The organism is Lactobacillus sp. M0393, from assembly GCF_016102025.1.
Taxonomy (GTDB): domain Bacteria; phylum Bacillota; class Bacilli; order Lactobacillales; family Lactobacillaceae; genus Lactobacillus; species Lactobacillus melliventris.
In genome coordinates this window covers 24,991-42,243 of sequence record NZ_JACFPK010000008.1, presented here as the reverse complement: position 1 = coordinate 42,243, position 17,253 = coordinate 24,991, and the positions used below count along the sequence as shown (strand labels likewise).

Genomic DNA, 17,253 nt, shown 5'->3' with positions numbered 1-17,253 from the left:
ATCTTTCTATTTAATACTTTATACTATCAGCTTTACTTAAAGCAATTACTATATTTAATTATATCTTAGCGATAACTCCAAGGCCACCTAAAACAATACATAGTATTAAAACAATAAAGATTGCTTTGGTTGATGTCATACCCTTCTTACCAAGAAGCCAGTAAACAAAGCCTACAACAGCTGCTGGTAATAATTTAGGAAGAATCATGTCCAAATTATTTTGAACATTCATAGTAACTTTACCAATTTGAGGTGCCCAGGCAAACTTAATGTTAACCATAGTAGCAACAAGGGCACCAACCATGAATACACCCAAAACAGTAGCGGAATCAGTTAAAGCGTTTAAACGGTCTCTCATGTCAGTAACTAGAGAAACACCTTTGTCATAAGCAAAGTGAAGTTGCTTCCAACGGAAGACACAGATCAAAAGGCAGGCAATAACCCAAATGATAACACCAACTGGGTTTCCTTGAGTTGCCATTGAAGCAGCTAAAGCACCAAAAATAGTTGGAATTAAAGAAGCGAAGATAGAGTCACCGATTGCGGCAAATGAACCCATCAAACCAACTTTAATACCAGTAACGGTGTCTTTTCCTTCAACACCCTCATTTTCCTCTACGGCAAGATCAAGACCAGTGATGATTGTATTAAAGAAGTTAGAAGTGTTAAAGAACTGCATGTGAGTCTTCATCATTTCCTTTAACTCTGGAGTATCATCGCCATAAATTTTTCTCAATTGGGGCAAAATAGTGTATAGATAACCACTATTCTGCATTCTTTCATAGTTCCAGCCTAACTGGAAACCAAACAAAGATCTCCGGTTAATTTGATTGAAGTCTTGTTCAGTTAATTTATATTTAGGTTTAGAGTTCGTCATCAGTAATCTCTCCTTCATCGTCATCAGAGCTTGAACTTGCATTATTACTTTGACTTTCAGTACTTTGTGCTTGAGCAGTACCTTTATTTAACGGAATATTCTTGTAATGCAAAATCGCAAGAGCTAATCCAAGCATTGCAATTGCAAGCATTGGCAAGCCATTGAAAATAGTAGTGAAGCCTTTGTTAACAGCTGTTAAGCCTGTACCCAAAGCTTGCATTCCACTAAAGAGCACTGAGAACAATGTCGTAATTGTAAAGCCCAAGATCAAATATGCTGCATGTCTCTTAACTGGCAAGTACCGGAGCAAAACCGCAAAACCGACGGCTGGCAATGTGGCACCAGCAACAGTCAAACCATTACCAAGCCATAACAGATCTCCATTTAAAGCATTCGCGATCTGTTGTACTAATCCCTGACCAAAGGCCAATGCGATAAAGACAGGAACTGCACGTGAAAGTGACCACGGAATTGCACCATATAAAACATTTCTTTCAACTGCCTTATAGTTAATCTTGTCTTGATCAATCAAGTGATCAATTCTGTGTGAAAAGTAAGTATTGGCAAACCTTGCCAAAACGTCCAATTCAATCATAATAGCAGCAACTGGAACAGCAATTGAAGAAATAGCTGTTTGAGGACTCATACCTTTAATACTAGTTGAAAATGCTGTAGCTAAAACTGTACCGGTAGTAGCGTCAATTCTTGAAGCACCACCAAAAGTACCGATACCTAAAACTGTCAACTGCATTGATGCACCGATAAACAGACCGGTAGGCAGATCTCCCATGATCAGACCGGCGATCAACCCAGCACCAACTGGTGTGTTTAATGACGAATAAATTTGCAATTCATCTAAAATTTCTAATCCTGCATACAACGTAAGCAGTAATATTTGCCACCAAGCCATTTTTCTCCTCCTACTTCATCTTTTCATTAATCAATTTCATTAAATCCCGTGACTCAACACTAGGATTTAATTGAGCAATTAAGTTAACGCCTTTGCCAGAAATCTCTCTGAAAACATCGGCTTCATGCTCATTGATATTAACTTGCTTAGTCAATTCAGTAGTATCATCTTGCTTAGACATATTACCAACATTGATTGTATCAAGCTTGATACCCATATTGAGTAGGTCAAGAAACTTATCCGGTTTCTTAGCTACCAAAAACACCCTCTGCTTTCTATAGCGATCTTTCTTAAGATGATCAGCAGCAATTTCAGTTGGTAAAACACTTAGCTTAGTAGACATAGGTGTAGCCATTCTCAAACCGCTTTTTTGGATGTCATCCTTAGCTGCCTTCTCATCAAGAACAATAATTCGTTCTACTTGCAACTGAGGTGTCCACAAGTTTGCCACCTGACCATGAACCAAGCGTTCATCAACTCTCGCTCCTACAATATTCATATTTCTTCCTCCATATCTTTTAAGGAAATCTAAATATTAACAAAAACGCTTTCAACCCTAATATTAAGGTGCCAACCAATTTTTGTCAATATATATTTTGGCATATTTAAAATGCCTTTTTTTGAAAACATAATTATACTTTTTTCAATAACAACAAAAGCATACTAATGAAATTCGTGAATTGTGACTCCTTTAACTACACGATTAACCGTGCCTGTTGGAGAAGGTGTATCCGGCTTATTATTAACTTTGATTGAGGTTAACAAAGCAATTGTTTGACCAAACATTACATCGGGTAAAGCCAAATATGCATCTGGCAACAATTCTTTCTCAGCAAACGTAAATGATTTACCTGAGAAGTTTTGTCCTTCTTTCTCCTGCCCCACGGCCATCACTAGCGGTACAATTTCGTCATCTTTAATTTCGTTTAAAATGTCCAAATCATATTGTCTGGTATAAGTATTATTTGAAACAAAATCAAAAACAATCGTCTTTTTGTCCAAAAATGACTTAGGGCCATGACGTAAGCCCATTGATGTATCAAATAGTGCTGCCACTTCTCCTGCAGTTAATTCCAAAATCTTAAGTCGCGTTTCTTCAGCAAGACCTCCTAAACTGCCACTTCCTATATAAGCAATACGATTAAAGTCAGTATCAACTAAAGATTGAATTTCATCTTCACGGTCAATGACGCTTTTACCCATCTGAGCAATTTGCTTAACAATCTGCTCTTTTTGCTCATCTGACAATGTATCAAAAACAAGCAATGCCATTAAGCTCATGCAGGAAAATGAGCCTGTCATGGCAAATCCCTGATCTAGTGACTTTTCCGGCATTAATAAAACTAATCCAGAAGGGTCACCTTTTAAGTCTTGTGCCAAGTGGCCCTCTGGTGCACAAGTAATCGCTATTTGATATAAATTTTTAACTAACTTTTTAGCTAACTCTACAGTTGCTACAGATTCCGGTGAGTTACCACTGCGAGCAAATGATACCAGAATTGTAGGAGTATCCTTTGCCAAATAATCTTCCGGAGTAGAGACAATTTTAGTAGTATCAATAGCTTCAAAGTCATACCTTGTTCTGTCACCATGCTTTTGTAAATATGGCATAATCGTATTCCCAACATATGCACTAGTACCGGCACCAGTGAAAATAACTCTGACTTTGCCGCATTTTTGCTTTATTTCGTCTAAAAATTCGGTAATTTTCGCCTTGTTATTCTGATAAATTGACCATGTTTGTCCCCATAATTCAGGCTGCTGTTCAATTTCGCGAGTAGTAATTTTAGCGCCCATTTTTTCTAATTCTGCATCTGTTTTTGAAAACATAATTATTTTCCTTCCTTATATAACTAAGATAAATCATTATATTGACGTGAACGATAAACGAATTTATCGCCTCTAGCCAAAGAAATTGTAAACTCTACTGGTACATTTTTATCATTAATAGTTTTTCGAAATATTTTTAGACTCGGTGCGCCGACTTCCTCAGCCAAATTTTTACTCTCTTCAGAATTAAGACAAACCGCTTCAACATCTTCAAAAGCCATTACACTAATTTGGTTGTATTTTTCTTTCATAACAGTATAGAGTGGCTTAGATTTTAAATCATCAATAACAAGTTCAGGGAATATTTTTTCCGGTAAATAGGACGTACTGAAAATTCGCGGCTCATTATTAGCAAGACGCAAGCGTACAAGCTTGTATGTTTTTTCTGTTGGTCCTAAATTTAGCTGTGCTGCAATATTTTTATCCGGGATAATCAAGTCTAAACTTTGATTTTTAGTTGAAGCCTTCTGACCAGTTCGTTTTAATTCTTCTGAAAAAGAGTACATCCCTCCAATATTAGGCTGATTAAGAAAAGTACTTGAAACAAAAGTACCTTTACCATGAAGACGATAAATCAGTCCCCGTTCTTCAAGATCCAGAAATGCTAACCTAACTGTATTACGGCTAACCCCATATTTAACCAATAGTTGTCGTTCACTAGGTAATTTGGCATTAGGTTTCATATTTTTTATCTGTTTTTCTAAGTCTAAAATTACTTGTCGATAAAGTGGTTTTTCCATTAATACCCCCTCCTCAATTAACTGGTTGATACCACTTAAAGTTTATCAAAGAAAGCGGTTCATTGCAATTTGATTTTAGTGTTTTATAAATAATAAAAATGAAATATCAGATTAAAAATACCATTAAGAGAAAACCCTTAATGGTATTAACTAGATTTATTCAACTAATTTTTAAAAGTAATATTTTCCCCAAATTTTTCACTCAAGTAAATAAGTTTTTGACTTATTATTGATTCATTAATTTAAAGAAAAAATGAATCAGCCGAAATACAATAACTATTTAATTGATATTCGTTCCCCACACCAATAGCTGACTTAGAGAAGGAAAAGCTTCACTACCATTCGCAGCCTTACACAAATGGTTGACTTTTAAATAGCTGCTTTTCTTTTTTACTACGGAAAAATACTGAATTTTATCTGTCTTTTCTAAATTTAATGTTATAGTTGCTCCATCAGAAAACGTAATATCTGCTTTAGTCCAATAATTATCATGAGGAAAGTCCGCACGCAAAAGAATACCAATTTTTTTAACCAACACTTCACGGCCAAAATCTAATTTTAATTCAGCATCATCTCTTTGGTCTATTCCCCATGACTGAAAAGGAAACCGACCGTGTCCTTTATTTGCTAAATAACCATCAATCACATTTTTAGCTAAAAAGGCATCTTCATTTCTGGTCTCTGCATTGGCAGTAACATGAGGAAAGGCTCCGCTATTTTGGTGCTGATCGTGTGAATTATATGCCAGGTTCTGTTCTCTTAATATTTCTTCTGTTGTTGCCTCTCGGACGTAGGCATAATGAGCAATCCCTCCAAAAGAACCATCTGCCATAGCAGGGTAGCGTTGAAAATTAAAGGGAATATTATACCGCCAGTGCTTGCCCTGAATATATATTAATGCTGGATTTAAAATAGGATCAAGCTGAACAACTATATATGAATTAGGCTTTTCTAATTCAATTTCATAATAATCCCCCAATTGATATCTTTTTTTAAACACAAGAACTGTAATATCATCTTGCATTTGTTCCAATAACACCTTATCTTCTGCATCTTTTAAGCTAACCTTTATTCGCATTTATTATTTTTCCTCATAAATTGTTCTAATTGACTTACATTAGGATAGCCATCGTTATCACCACGAGACTGAATAGCTAACGAGCCAATTGCGCAAGCTCTTTTTACAGATCGCTTTATTTCTAAGCCAGAAATCAAGCCTGAGATTAGTCCCACTGCAAAACCGTCTCCAGCACCAACAGTATCAACTATTTTATCTGTATGATATCCTTTTACATATCCACTAGAACCGCTGCTAGTTTGGTAATAGGCACCTTTAGCTCCTAATTTAACAACTACTAATTTTGTGATATCACTTTTACTTAAATAAAAACTAGCAATTTCTTTTGGATCAGAAGTACCAGTTAATATTTTTCCCTCATTGCTTCCAGGCAGAACAACTTTAGACTGAAATGATAAATCATTGAGGACTCTAATCATTTTTTCTTTATCGTGCCAAAGAGACATGCGAATATTAGGATCGAAAAAACTAATAACTTCCTGTTTTTCAGCTTCAGTCAAAATCTTTTCAGTTAAATGTAAAGTACTAGTTGATAACGCAGCTAAAATACCTGTCACATGAACTGCCTGAAAATCTGAAATGTTAATTTTTGCCAGGTCTGCACAACACAAATGTGAAGCAGCAGAATTTTTACGACAATATGAAACTTGCGGATCTCCCTTTGACACTAACTCCTTAAAGTAAAATCCCGTAGGCCATTCCTCATCCTGTCGCAAATATCTTATATCTATTTCTTGCTTTCGCATAAATTTGACAATTTTTTTGCCTAAAAGATCTTTACCCACATTTGATAAATATGTCGTTTTTATTCCTAACTTTTCGAGACCAACAGCGACATTTAGCTCTGCACCAGAAGGAAACGTTGTGAAATTCTCAGAATCAATCAATGATTGGTCTATGTCTCTAGAGCTAAACACAATCATTGGCTCACCTACCGTTAAAACTTTATTTTTTTGAGACTCCATTATTTTCACCAATAAAAAAGCGGCATTTAAGCCGCTTCATAGTATCCTATCTTACTAAATAACCACCATCAACTGGTAAAATAATACCATTGACATAATTTGAAGCAGCACTAGCTAAGAAAACTGCCACTCCCATCAATTCTGAAGGTTCTGCCCAATGACCAGCTGGAATACGATCTAGAATTTCCTTGTTGCGATCTTTATCAGCACGAATTGGGGCGGTATTAGCTGTTTTAATATAGCCTGGTGCAATAGCATTAACCTGAATATTGTAAGCACCTAACTCACTAGCAAAAGATTTAGTAAGTCCTGCAACCCCATGCTTTGAAGCAGTATATGATGGTATAAATTTACCACCTTGGAAGGATAGCATAGAACCAATGTTTATAATTTTTCCGGACTTTTGCTTTGCCATTACCTTAGCTGCTGCCATTGACATATGGTAAACTGCATTCAAGTTAATATTAATAACTTTGTCCCAATCTTCGTCTTTTGATTCTAGTAAAGGATTACGTCTAATCATACCTGCATTATTAATTAAAATATCAATATGACCAAAAGTTTCTAGTACTTTATCTATTACCTGTTGAGGAACGCCTGGCTTAGTCAAGTCAACATCCATAAACTCTACTTTACGGCCGCGTTTTTCAATCATTGCACGAGTATTATCCCATTCAAGTGTACCGAAAGTAGGAATAAATATATCGGCTCCTGCTTCTGCTAAAGCAACGGCATAACCTTGACCTAATCCTGTATTACCACCAGTAATAACGGCAACCTTTCCTGTTAGATCAAAAAAGCTCATCTTAAATTTATCTAATGCTTTTTCGTTATTTTTAATTTCTTCTTTTGATTGTTCCATTTTGTCCTCTTTTAATTTAAATCTTCCATTGGAATTGTATCCATATCATCATAAGTTTGATTTTCACCAGCCATAGCCCAGATAAAAGCATAATTTGCTGTTCCGACTCCACAGTGAATTGACCAGCTAGGATTGATTACAGCTTGTTCATTTCTAATAACAATTTCCTTAGTTTCATGCGGCTTACCCAAAATGTGGAACACTCGGGTATCTGGTGAAGCAAACTCACAATATAAATAAGCTTCCATACGTCTGGCGTGAGTATGCGCAGGCATTGTATTCCAGCCTGAGCCACTATCTAGAACTGTATACCCCATTTGTAATTGGCAGGTATCCATCTGGCTGGCATCAATATATTTATAAATAGTACGCTTATTCATATGCTCCTGATCACCTAAACGTTTCTTAAGTGCATTCTTAAATAATAATTTTTTATTAGGATACGTTTTTTGAGCAGGTGTTGATACTACGTAATATTTTGCCGGCTCTTTTGGATTAGCAGAAGTGAACACCACATGCTTATTTCCTTTACCAATGTAAAAGCCATCATGTTTTGTCATTTGTTCTTTTTGATCATCAATTTCTAATGCACCATCGCCTCCTAGATTAATAATTCCTAATTCACGTCTTTGCAAAAAGTAGTCAACTCCTAAGTCCTTATCTAGAACTATTTCCAATGGCTTATCAGTTGGCATTACTCCGCCAAGAATCATTCGATCATTAAAAGTATAGGTCAAATTGATTTTTCCGGGTTCAAATACTTTTTCTACCAAAAACTGATCTCTTAATTCTGAAGTTGAATAGTTTTTTATATCTTCAGGGTTATGACCATAATTAATATTCATTTTCATAAAAATAAAAGCCTTTCTTTATATTACTTAAATTCTAATGGTCCAATTGAAGGATTAATTGAAATGGGATTACCAGCAAAATCTGTAATATTACTTGCTATAGTAGTACCAGCTTTCTGTAATTCTGATATTTGTAATAACTCAGCGATATTCAAATTATTTATCCCTGAATCACTATCCTGAATATCAGAAAGTAATTTTTCTACCAGTACGGGATTTTGTAATTTAATATTCTCGCCACTTGTGAACCACTTATCATTAAAACCATAAGTAGCGTTATTACAAATATTAATATCACCAGTCATGTCGTCATAATTGAATGTTTTTAGTTTTTCCGATTTAGAAATAATGACGTTATTTACAAACCTCAAAGTCCGTTTTTTAGAACTTGTTTTAAATATTTCAGCCGTATTTGGATTAGTAATAAAAAGGTTATTATAAATATCCACTTTTTCAGCATTGTCTTTAGGTAGATAAGAAATCAATTTATTATTATCCCAACCATCATTGACGCTGACGTTATATCGAAATACCCCGTTTTTAGAATAATTCATAAACAGCACTGTACCACGAGCATTATCATGAGAATAATTGTGTTGGACAATAACATTATTGCAGTTTAAATCAATATCAAACGCAGTACCGTCATTAGAACCATATTTTCCGTTGGCAACTTCATTTCTTTCAACTACAACGTTGTCTGAGGACATTACCCACAGTCCAGCGTAGTTATAACTAGTATTTGCATTACAAAATTTATTAACTATATTATTTTTTACAATACCGTCGCTAGCAACTTCCGAAATAATTAATCCATCACCAAACACATCGTCAACTTTATTATTTTCATACCTAATATTTTTATTTAGCTTAGGGTAACTTTCTGAACCATTAGAATAAAGCATCGTAGTTTTGTTTCTAATTCCAGCTGTTGCTACATTTTTAACTTGATTACTTGTGACCGAAACATTTTGAAAGCCAAAGTTCTTATTATTATTTATTTTGCCATTGAGATCTTCATTGATACCAATCAGTATGATTCCACCAGTTACTTTCCAGGCATGATCTACCTGTGTGTCAGAATTAACATCATGGACAAAATTGTTAGCAATTGTAATATTTTTTTCTGGTGTATTTCCGTTATTAATAACTAAAATTCCTGACCTCTGAGAATAAACTTGTGAACTATAATTTGTAACTTCTAAGTTGCTTATCACCCAATCATGCTGATTAATAAGCATTACAGTTCCAGAATTTCTAACATAATTTGAAGTACCATTGCCGTTGATACGAGGTTTTTCTTTTCCCCCGTACTTATTTATTTCAATTGGGTGATTTTCATTGCCACTTCCTTTGGGATGAAGCTGACCGTTCCATTCTGCCCCGCTCTTAAAAAGAATTTTATCGCCGGGTACAAATTGAACAGAATTAACTTTAGCAAGTGTTTTCCACGCATAATTTCTACTTGTGCCGCTATTTGAATCCGATCCTTTAGGATCAACATAATAAGTAGTTGCTTTAACACTCGTCTGTGCAAATGCAATTCCTAAAATAGCTATAGCAAATGTTAAAATGAAACAAAAAATTTTCTTTTTTTTCATCTTCGCTCACCTCTTTTTGACATTAAAACTACTCCTCAACACTGATGTTGCCATAAAAAGGAATATTATTTACAAAATATAACTTATTCCCCTTAATTGTATTTTCATGTTGAATATTAACAGTTATCGGTTTTCTTCCATTCAAAGAAATAACTATTCCGTAGTTATGGATAGCGCTTGTATCAACCTTGCCATTCCTCATTGAGTCCACATGGTTAACACCTGCAATAACCTCTTTTTTACCAATTACAGTGTAAGAAACATTACTATTATTAAAATTATCAGAAATAATCAGTTTCGAAGTTTGCTGGATCTGATTATATCTATCTGAAAGTAATTGCCTTTGTATTTCAACTTGTTTTGAAGAATGAAATAAATAGTATTCATTTTGGTTAATACTAATTTTAATTTGGTTTTGTGTTATTTCCTTTACTTGAGATACTGGATTTAAAATCCAGTTATTGCTTTGTAAGTGCTGGCCAGAATCTTCGACAATATCCACAATAACCATAACTGCAACAGTCTTAATCCAGATAAAATACCTTGTCACAATGTAATTTATCTTCTTATCCACATAAGTACATTTGACACTGTCAAAGGTTTTAAAATGGGCTACTTCATTTCTCTGGTTTGAAACTACCGTACTAAACTTCCAAGAATTTAGTGGTACAGTAGGAAAAGTATTATCCACTAAAATAACATTATGTGAAAAGCCTGACTTCAAATATCTACGCTCATGCGAATTGACATATGTATACCTTCCAGGATCAAGAAATATATCATCATCATTAATTACCAAGTCTAAATGACCGGAAGAAGCATGACCGTGTCCGCTTCCTAAATTACCATTATAAATGTGCCAATAATTCTTGCTATTAGTATCTTTAAAGAAAAAGTTTCCTGAAGTAATCGAATCAAAATAGGTATTTTCATCTAATTTTTTTTGGCCTAAAGTTATTTCTGCTTTATCTGCCAAAGAAATCAGTAAAAAATCATATTTATAATTCGAATTGAATTTGCCAGCTAAAATATATTCTGCTGTTGCAACTAAGTCAGCTATTTTAATTGAATCAGTATCTCCCTGCTGTAAAAGATTGCCATTAGGTTTAATTAAAAATTTGCTTGCTTTAAGCATTCTTTTTAATACATTCGTAATTTCTGCAGGAACAAACTTTTTATTAGCCTTAAAACTAGCAACAACTGATAATGAGCTTCTAAATACTTCAATGAAGTACAGTGGTGATTGCTCCCATTGAAGGCCCGTCTCATCTACTTGCAGTTTTAACTCTTGAATTAACTTATCCAAGGCCCAATTTGAAATTTGATCATCTATTATATTAGGGTGTTCAGCAGAAAAGGCTAGTATACCAGTGGTTATTAGTACTCCCCAATTACTTAGATCATACTTTTCAATATAATTATCCTCTAAATACTTAGCTTGACACTTGACTGATTGATTAATTTGACTTTCTTCTTCCGAACTAATGATATTTCTGTCGTTTAAATAGCTAAGGGGCTTTGACCAATTTAACAGCCGTATTCCGGTATCAATTGTGCGCCATGTCTTATAACGCGCTGATTTGTCTGCGTCATTATTTTGTATCCAGTCAAAAATAAAGGTTTTTATTTGAAATAAATACTCACTATCATTTGTCCGAAGATAAGAATATAAAAGATCCTGTAAATATTCTTGACGTTTTAAAACATAAAGCCATTCAGGGTCACCATTAGGAGACTTCTGCCAACTATTTAATTGATATACTTCAGGGCTGGGTTCCATATCATAAACATGTTGAAAACGGAATTGGCTATTCAATAATAATTTTGCATTGTCTAAATAATCTTTTGCATATGAAATCCTACCCTCGTGAATAAAACTATTTAAATTTATTTTTTCTTTTAGATTATTTGGTTTCATTTTTTATTTTCGAAGCTATCCCGTGCTTATTGACTTTGACTACAGCATTATCTGTTACTTTTAAATCAACATAATTTTTTGTTATGTTTTTTATGGTACCGACAACACCACTAAGCAGCATAACTTTTTCACCTTCATGTAGTGAAGCAAAAAAGTTATCCATCTCTGCCTTTTTCCTTTCATTGCTTTTTTTTCTGGCAATAGGAATAATAACAAAATAAAGAACTACCAAGATAATTACCATAATTGTTATTAAAATATTGATCCAGTTCACTATTAGGACTCTTTTTCTAAATCTTGTTTACATGACATCTCTTTCATTAATGATTTTGATTCATTAATTACGTGCTTAATTTCTTTGTCAATATTTTGAGTGTTCAACTGCTCAGACATGTTTTTCAAATATATATCCAAAACTAAATTTAAAGAAACACCAGCTACTATAAATTTGTGTACATCATTTTGTAATAAAACTTTTTTAGCTACGATTTGGTATGGTGCACCGCCAACCATATCAGCAAAGAAAATTACATTCGTATGTAATTGAATATAGTGATCAACATCTTGCTCAAATTGCTCATGAGTAGTTTCTTCATTTAAATTAAAGCAGGTGATTCTATCACAAGTTCCTGCAATTAATTTGACAGCCGATTTAAGGCCCGAAGGAAAATTACCATGTCCTATGATACATACATCATATTTCATAACTATTTACCTCAAGGAACTAATATGCCCATGGCTGAAAGTGCAATTCCTAAGACTAAAAGTAAAAGTATAATCTTATAAACTGTCCACTTTTTCTTGGTAATTAACCAATAAACAAAGTAAATTAGTAATACAGGCAATAGGTACGGCATGATTTTGTCTAAAAATGCCTGCACTGTTACTAGTTGGGTCTTACCTTTGATTACAGCAGAATATTTTAAGCCTAAATTTACTTTAACAAATGAAACAGATAACCCGGCAATAACTGTCAGACCAATTGTACTGGCAATATCAGCTATAACAGCCATCTTGTCACTCAAAGTATCAATGATACTAGTACCGACTTTCCAGCCCAAGTAACCCATTAAGCATCTAACACCAAATGTAATTCCAAATAAGCAGGCAAAGAACATTAATGGTGCATATATAATGCCTTGTAAAGCAAGTGAGGCAAATATAGTTGAAAACAATGGTGCCAAGGCAAATTGTGATAACGCATCACCGATACCCGCCAAAGGTCCCATTAAAGCCATCTTAATTGCTTGCACATCACTTTCACTTTGACCACTATCATACATAGCCAGCATAATGCTGGTAACAAAAGGATAAGGTTGTGGGTTAGTGTTATAAAACTCTAAGTTAGAAATAGCTACACGTCTAAACTCTTGTTCATCATCCTGATAGATTTTATGCAATTCTGGCCAAATAGATTTTAAAACTCCTGTTCCCTGCATATTGCCGTAGTTCTGGACATTTTGCAGATAATATGATCTTAAAATAGATATGGCATAATCTTTTTTAGTTAAAACTGGTTTCCTAGATGCCATTTTCTACACCTCCATTGTTTTGCTCTTGATGATTACTACCAGATTTTTTACGATTGAAGTAATTGTTAAATGCTAAGGCTACACCTACAAATGCAAGACCAATAACCGGCATCTTAAGGTAAGCAACGCAGATATATCCAACTATAATAGCTGGTATATATTCTTTTTTAAGCATGGTACTCATGATAAGAGCAAAACCAACAGCTGGAAGCAAACCACCGACAACTGTCAATCCATTCATCAACCATTGAGGAATCATCATAACAAATGCTCTTAAAGCTGATGTACTTAATGTAGCTGCTAGTCCAAACAGAAAAGCAAATAACATAAATTCCCACAAAGTTAAATTAGACATAATATTGAACTTATGATATTTTCCTTCACTAACGGCTTTTTTAGCAGAAGCCATTGAACCTGAGTTAATCGTGAAAATCAAAGTGATAATAAATGGTACTAACATAGCAAATGGATATGACAGAGTTAATGCTGCACTTGGCGATAATTTATGCATAGAAATTGCTAAAATTGAACCTACAATACCAGGTCCAAGCGGATTAGGTGGAGTAGAACCTCCAGGCCCAACACCAAAGCCCATAAATGCTAATTCAGCTGTAGCACCAAAAATAACTGCTGTCTTTAAGTCTCCTAAAATGAGGCCAACACCAAATGATATAAACAAAGCCCTATTTGTGTAAGTGCCCCAAACTTGTCCTGCAAAACAAAATGCGGCCCATAAACCTACCAATATAGCTTGCCAAACGGTAAAGTTCATATTTATTCTTCTTTCCAATCATCAACATATTTATTTAAATTAAAGTCTGATCCTACTTCGTTTCCAATCGGAGTTACACGGGTATTAAAATCAATTTGATATTTATCTCTCATTGTTTTAAAAGCCGTCATATCTTCCTTATCTACCGAAATATAATTTGTAACTTTAGTTTTTCCATCTTTAAAATGAATGTTTCCCACATTTAATTTCTTAATTGGTACGCCTCCTTCAACTAGTTTTAACGTGTCAGCCGCAGTTTTAACAATTATAAAAATTGACTGTTGAGGTGCCGCCTTAAAAATCTTGTCAATAGTTTCTGCAATTGTGAAAAATCTAACCCCAATTGAGTCAGGTAATAGTGACTTCATCAGAGTTTGCTGAATTGAACTTTTAGCAACTTCATCATTTGCAACTATGACCAAATTAACTCCTAAATTAGAAATCCATAATCTACCCTGGCCATGAATTAATCTTTCATCCAAACGGACAGCTACAATATTTGGATTCGTCATTTCTTTCGCCCTTTTCTACCAAAATACTTTCCAGTCTTCATAAAATCTCATAAGTGCTTCAAAATAAAAATAGTCTCCCCAAATATTTCCTTCATCAACTCCTTTACCTGAATGCCAAGAGTACACACCATGATTTAGTAATGGTGCACCAGGCTTCAAATCATTATTTGCATAATTATCAATTAAAGATCTCAACATTTTATGCAGTAACAATACATATTCGTACTTGTTGCTAAAAGATTCAGGTAAATGTTTTAGCATTTCAGCAATTCCACAAATTGCTATAGCACCAGATGAAGAATCTTTAGGTTGATTATCACCATCATTAAAGATCAAATCCCAGTACGGAATAAAATCCTTAGGCAACCTATTTAAAAAATAGTTAGTTACGCCTCTAAAAAGTTTAAAATCTTCCTGTTTGTGACGATATTTATAGTGTAAAGGAATACCATAAACGGCCCAGGCTTGTCCTCTGGCCCAACTTGAATCATCACTATATCCTTGTTTGGTCATACCTTTTAAAGGTCTACCATTTTGTTTATCAAAGTAATATGTATGATAAGTTGAACCATTATCCCTAATAACAGTATTAATAACATTTTGGTAATGTTGATCAGCAATTTTACCGTATTTAGAATTCCGTGTGACCTGTTCAGCCCAATAAAGTAAAGGAATGTTCATTAAAGAATCAATGATTAGTCTATATTCATTGTTATCATTTAGATCACCCCAAGCTTGAATAAATCCACCATTAGGTTGAAACCTTGAGACCAGGCAATCAGCAGCCTTCAAGGCTATTTGTCTGGCGTTTTCACTTCCAGTAATTTTAAAATCACTAACTACCGAAGTCGTATATAAAAATCCTAAGTCATGATGATTTACTGCAATCTTTTGACTAATTCTTTTTTCAAATGAGTCAACGTTTTTTTTCGCAATTCTTTTATATTTAGGATCTTGTGTATACTGAAAAGCTAGCCACAAAATTCCAGTCCAAAAACCATTTGTCCATTCAGTATTGGTAATTTTGCGATAAATCCCTTTAGAGGTAGCTGGAGCTGGATAAAGATTGTCGAAAAACTTGATATTCAGGTTAATTTGCTTCACTGCTGTGTTTATCGCAGCTTCAATCTCTTGTTTGCTTAAAAAGGTTTTTTGATCAAGGGTAATAACTTTTTTTGTTAAGTCTTCATACATTGCTTTTCCTTTCCATATAAGAAATTATATTTCTTATTTATCCAAACAAATAAAATATAATACAATGTAAGCGATTTTACAAGTATTTTTTTTAAATAATTTGATTAATTTGATCAACTGCTGATTTAACAAGCTTTTTCAAGTCACTAAACAATAGCTCGTCCAAACGGTAATTTGGCGTACTTACACTTATTGCCCCAAAAACCTTGCCGTATTTCTGAATCGCTGCCCCAACACAAACTACTTCTGCTTGATTTTCCTGATTATCAATTGCATATCCTGTTTTTTTGACCTCTTCGATCTGCTTTTTTAATTTAGCAATGCTTGTAATTGTATTTGGTGTACTTGGCCTCAACTCAACGCTTGAAAAGTATTGATCAAGCTCTCTTTCTGATTTAGTTGCTAATATTGCTTTACCCATAGCAGAAGAATAAAGTTCAAGGGTTCCTCCAACTTTTGAATTTAAGTTAACTGGCTGAGGACTATCAATTTTCTTTAACAGTACAATTTGAGAATGCTCCTCAATTCCTAAATTAACAGTTTCACTTGTTACTTTATTTAATTCAATCAAATATGGTTCTGCAATAGAAACTATATCAAAGCCACTCATAGCTTTACTGCCATAACCAATTAAATTTGTTCCTAAAGAATATTTTCTCTCAGATTGATCTTTTCTTACAAAATTAATGTAGTCCAAGGTAGTCAATATTTTAAATGTCGTTGGCTTAGGTATTCCTGCTGCACTAGAAATTTGCTCTAAAGTCAAGCTTGTCTCTGATGCAGAAAGCACATCCATTATCTTTTTCGCTTTGAGAAGAACAGTACCATAAAGTTTATCTGTCATAATTTATTTTCCTTTCTTGATTAAAAAAACTGCAAGCGTTATACTCAATTTGAATTTATTATTTGTAATTATAATTTATTATTTGGAAACAGGACAATAAAATGGATAAAAAAATAAATATTTTAAAATCAATTAATCATAATTTTTTAGTCGCAGTCATTAGAGGTGCTTCTGCTGATGAAGCCTTTAACGACGCTGCTGCATGCATTAAGGGTGGAATTAAAACCATCGAGCTAACTTTTACCGTTCCTTCTGCTGATAGCGTAATAAAAAAATTAAAAGAAAAATATCAAAATGATGTAATAATTGGTGCTGGCACAATTTTAGACGAAGTTTCCGCACGCTTAGCTATTTTAGCAGGCGCAGACTTTATTGTGGGACCAAACTTTAACAAAGAAATTGCTCTTATTGCTAATTTATATCAAAGGCCATACATCCCCGGTTGTATGACCACTACAGAAATAACAACAGCATTATCATATGGTTCTGATATAATCAAAGTATTTCCAGGTAATGTTCTTGGTCCTAAGTTTATCAAGAGTATTTTGGGACCAATTCCTAATGCTAATTTAATGCCTACTGGCGGAGTTAACTTAGATAATATTTCAGACTGGGTAAAAGCAGGCGTTGCAGCAGTGGGAATTGGCAGTAACCTTGTAAGTCCAGGAGCAAATGGTAACTTTGATCAGGTAGAAGAAAATGCCAGACAATATGTTTCAAAATTAAAATATAATAGTCCAATCAAATTATAAAACATTTTAATTGAC

General features: G+C 34.0%; 19 protein-coding genes. 1 reads left to right on the top strand and 18 read right to left on the bottom strand.

Going from position 1 to position 17,253, the window contains the following annotated elements; translation table 11 throughout:
- Positions 1-58: 58 nt before the first annotated feature.
- The 18 genes from H3R29_RS07880 to H3R29_RS07795 form a co-directional block, all read right to left on the bottom strand.
- Positions 59-877, bottom strand: coding sequence for a PTS system mannose/fructose/sorbose family transporter subunit IID (locus tag H3R29_RS07880; RefSeq protein ID WP_046324414.1), 819 nt, complete (start codon positions 875-877; stop codon positions 59-61).
- Entirely contained in the window at positions 864-1,787 is a 924-nt protein-coding gene (locus H3R29_RS07875) for a PTS sugar transporter subunit IIC (RefSeq protein ID WP_122037293.1), read from the bottom strand. Before H3R29_RS07875 ends, H3R29_RS07880 begins: the two co-directional genes overlap by 14 nt.
- 10 nt (positions 1,788-1,797) lie before the next feature.
- Positions 1,798-2,286, bottom strand: a complete 489-nt coding sequence (locus H3R29_RS07870) for a PTS sugar transporter subunit IIB (protein ID WP_187157373.1) — start codon at positions 2,284-2,286, stop codon at positions 1,798-1,800.
- A gap of 164 nt (positions 2,287-2,450) precedes the next feature.
- The gene (locus H3R29_RS07865) at positions 2,451-3,617 is read right to left on the bottom strand and encodes an SIS domain-containing protein (protein ID WP_198203010.1); all 1,167 of its coding nucleotides are present in this window, start codon (positions 3,615-3,617) and stop codon (positions 2,451-2,453) included.
- A 23-nt stretch (positions 3,618-3,640) separates the two neighbouring features.
- Positions 3,641-4,357 (bottom strand): GntR family transcriptional regulator, encoded by a 717-nt coding sequence (locus tag H3R29_RS07860; protein WP_198203011.1) that lies wholly within the window; start codon positions 4,355-4,357, stop codon positions 3,641-3,643.
- A 280-nt stretch (positions 4,358-4,637) separates the two neighbouring features.
- Positions 4,638-5,435, bottom strand: coding sequence for a hypothetical protein (locus H3R29_RS07855; RefSeq protein ID WP_046324409.1), 798 nt, complete (start codon positions 5,433-5,435; stop codon positions 4,638-4,640).
- A complete protein-coding gene (locus H3R29_RS07850; RefSeq protein ID WP_046324408.1) occupies positions 5,426-6,400 on the bottom strand; it encodes a sugar kinase in 975 nt (324 codons plus the stop codon). The genes H3R29_RS07855 and H3R29_RS07850 overlap by 10 nt, the downstream gene beginning before the upstream one ends.
- Positions 6,401-6,446: 46 nt before the next feature.
- A complete protein-coding gene (kduD, locus tag H3R29_RS07845) occupies positions 6,447-7,262 on the bottom strand; it encodes a 2-dehydro-3-deoxy-D-gluconate 5-dehydrogenase KduD (protein ID WP_046324407.1) in 816 nt (271 codons plus the stop codon).
- An 11-nt stretch (positions 7,263-7,273) separates the two neighbouring features.
- On the bottom strand, positions 7,274-8,119 hold the full coding sequence (kduI, locus tag H3R29_RS07840; protein ID WP_370567396.1) for a 5-dehydro-4-deoxy-D-glucuronate isomerase: 846 nt from the start codon (positions 8,117-8,119) through the stop codon (positions 7,274-7,276).
- Positions 8,120-8,136: 17 nt separating this feature from the next.
- Entirely contained in the window at positions 8,137-9,714 is a 1,578-nt protein-coding gene (locus H3R29_RS07835) for a hypothetical protein (protein ID WP_198203012.1), read from the bottom strand.
- Between the two features lie 28 nt (positions 9,715-9,742).
- Positions 9,743-11,632 (bottom strand): heparinase II/III family protein, encoded by a 1,890-nt coding sequence (locus tag H3R29_RS07830; protein ID WP_198203013.1) that lies wholly within the window; start codon positions 11,630-11,632, stop codon positions 9,743-9,745.
- Positions 11,619-11,906 carry a preprotein translocase subunit YajC gene (yajC, locus tag H3R29_RS07825; RefSeq protein WP_046324404.1) on the bottom strand — a complete coding sequence of 96 codons (288 nt, stop codon included), beginning with the start codon at positions 11,904-11,906 and terminating at the stop codon, positions 11,619-11,621. The genes H3R29_RS07830 and yajC overlap by 14 nt, the downstream gene beginning before the upstream one ends.
- A 2-nt stretch (positions 11,907-11,908) precedes the next feature.
- Positions 11,909-12,337, bottom strand: a complete 429-nt coding sequence (locus tag H3R29_RS07820) for a PTS sugar transporter subunit IIA (protein WP_198203014.1) — start codon at positions 12,335-12,337, stop codon at positions 11,909-11,911.
- 11 nt (positions 12,338-12,348) lie between these two features.
- On the bottom strand, positions 12,349-13,164 hold the full coding sequence (locus H3R29_RS07815; protein WP_046324402.1) for a PTS system mannose/fructose/sorbose family transporter subunit IID: 816 nt from the start codon (positions 13,162-13,164) through the stop codon (positions 12,349-12,351).
- Positions 13,154-13,936, bottom strand: a complete 783-nt coding sequence (locus tag H3R29_RS07810) for a PTS sugar transporter subunit IIC (RefSeq protein WP_198203015.1) — start codon at positions 13,934-13,936, stop codon at positions 13,154-13,156. The genes H3R29_RS07815 and H3R29_RS07810 overlap by 11 nt, the downstream gene beginning before the upstream one ends.
- A 2-nt stretch (positions 13,937-13,938) precedes the next feature.
- On the bottom strand, positions 13,939-14,448 hold the full coding sequence (locus tag H3R29_RS07805; RefSeq protein ID WP_198203016.1) for a PTS sugar transporter subunit IIB: 510 nt from the start codon (positions 14,446-14,448) through the stop codon (positions 13,939-13,941).
- A gap of 15 nt (positions 14,449-14,463) precedes the next feature.
- The gene (locus H3R29_RS07800) at positions 14,464-15,642 is read right to left on the bottom strand and encodes a glycoside hydrolase family 88 protein (RefSeq protein WP_198203017.1); all 1,179 of its coding nucleotides are present in this window, start codon (positions 15,640-15,642) and stop codon (positions 14,464-14,466) included.
- Between the two features lie 91 nt (positions 15,643-15,733).
- On the bottom strand, positions 15,734-16,486 hold the full coding sequence (locus tag H3R29_RS07795; protein WP_198203018.1) for an IclR family transcriptional regulator: 753 nt from the start codon (positions 16,484-16,486) through the stop codon (positions 15,734-15,736).
- Between the two features lie 101 nt (positions 16,487-16,587).
- Here H3R29_RS07795 and H3R29_RS07790 point away from each other — a divergent pair, with 101 nt between their 5' ends.
- A complete protein-coding gene (locus tag H3R29_RS07790; protein WP_046324397.1) occupies positions 16,588-17,238 on the top strand; it encodes a bifunctional 2-keto-4-hydroxyglutarate aldolase/2-keto-3-deoxy-6-phosphogluconate aldolase in 651 nt (216 codons plus the stop codon).
- Positions 17,239-17,253: the final 15 nt, after the last annotated feature.

Bases quoted from the DNA above. Each gene is read 5' to 3' on its own strand.
- H3R29_RS07880 (WP_046324414.1), bottom strand. From the start codon at position 877: ATGACGAACTCTAAACCTAAATATAAATTAACTGAACAAGACTTCAAT.
- kduD (WP_046324407.1), bottom strand. From the start codon at position 7,262: ATGGAACAATCAAAAGAAGAAATTAAAAATAACGAAAAAGCATTAGAT.
- H3R29_RS07875 (WP_122037293.1), bottom strand. From the start codon at position 1,787: ATGGCTTGGTGGCAAATATTACTGCTTACGTTGTATGCAGGATTAGAA.
- H3R29_RS07835 (WP_198203012.1), bottom strand. From the start codon at position 9,714: ATGAAAAAAAAGAAAATTTTTTGTTTCATTTTAACATTTGCTATAGCT.
- H3R29_RS07820 (WP_198203014.1), bottom strand. From the start codon at position 12,337: ATGAAATATGATGTATGTATCATAGGACATGGTAATTTTCCTTCGGGC.
- H3R29_RS07870 (WP_187157373.1), bottom strand. From the start codon at position 2,286: ATGAATATTGTAGGAGCGAGAGTTGATGAACGCTTGGTTCATGGTCAG.
- H3R29_RS07855 (WP_046324409.1), bottom strand. From the start codon at position 5,435: ATGCGAATAAAGGTTAGCTTAAAAGATGCAGAAGATAAGGTGTTATTG.
- H3R29_RS07860 (WP_198203011.1), bottom strand. From the start codon at position 4,357: ATGGAAAAACCACTTTATCGACAAGTAATTTTAGACTTAGAAAAACAG.
- H3R29_RS07865 (WP_198203010.1), bottom strand. From the start codon at position 3,617: ATGTTTTCAAAAACAGATGCAGAATTAGAAAAAATGGGCGCTAAAATT.
- H3R29_RS07800 (WP_198203017.1), bottom strand. From the start codon at position 15,642: ATGTATGAAGACTTAACAAAAAAAGTTATTACCCTTGATCAAAAAACC.
- H3R29_RS07790 (WP_046324397.1), top strand. From the start codon at position 16,588: ATGGATAAAAAAATAAATATTTTAAAATCAATTAATCATAATTTTTTA.
- H3R29_RS07805 (WP_198203016.1), bottom strand. From the start codon at position 14,448: ATGACGAATCCAAATATTGTAGCTGTCCGTTTGGATGAAAGATTAATT.
- H3R29_RS07815 (WP_046324402.1), bottom strand. From the start codon at position 13,164: ATGGCATCTAGGAAACCAGTTTTAACTAAAAAAGATTATGCCATATCT.
- H3R29_RS07795 (WP_198203018.1), bottom strand. From the start codon at position 16,486: ATGACAGATAAACTTTATGGTACTGTTCTTCTCAAAGCGAAAAAGATA.
- H3R29_RS07810 (WP_198203015.1), bottom strand. From the start codon at position 13,936: ATGAACTTTACCGTTTGGCAAGCTATATTGGTAGGTTTATGGGCCGCA.
- H3R29_RS07830 (WP_198203013.1), bottom strand. From the start codon at position 11,632: ATGAAACCAAATAATCTAAAAGAAAAAATAAATTTAAATAGTTTTATT.
- H3R29_RS07850 (WP_046324408.1), bottom strand. From the start codon at position 6,400: ATGGAGTCTCAAAAAAATAAAGTTTTAACGGTAGGTGAGCCAATGATT.